The sequence below is a fragment of the Bacillus sp. JJ1521 genome (assembly GCF_036965165.1).
Classification (GTDB): Bacteria; Bacillota; Bacilli; order Bacillales; family Bacillaceae_L; genus Ferdinandcohnia.
Window position 1 is genome coordinate 1 of the sequence record NZ_JBALOX010000108.1, and the last position, 445, is coordinate 445.

At 46.1% G+C, this 445-nt stretch carries 1 pseudogene; it reads right to left on the minus strand.

Annotated elements, in window-relative coordinates:
* Positions 1 to 445 (minus strand): annotated as a pseudogene (locus tag V7147_RS15375) (hypothetical protein); the annotation flags it as partial.

Here is a 445-nt window from a genome sequence, read left to right on the forward strand (position 1 = left end):
CAGGAAGTAAGTTCTTCCTAGCAAGTGCAAACGGATCCACTCCACAAATGGCAGCTGCAGGAATTAGCGCCCAAGGTACGAGCGTTCCACCTCCAACCCAAATGCCTGCAATTTGCCCAAGCGCTGTTAATGTAGCAGCACCCGCCCCAATTGCTGTTGAGAACAATGCAGCAAGTGAACCAGCCAACGAAATTCCTGAAAAACCAGATCCGTCTAAGCCGGTAATTGCACCTACAGTTGTCAAGGTAATGGCTCCAACTGGGGCATTTAATGGTACAACAGAAGCAAGACTAACCCCAAGATCGTTCACGATTCCTTGTGAATGTTCAGGTAAGAAATCACCAATAATTTTCGCAAAACCGGAGTCACCTAGATAGAAGAAGGCAGCGATTGGGATAACTGGACCAAAGACTTTAAATCCAAATTGGAAGCCTTCGATTAAATA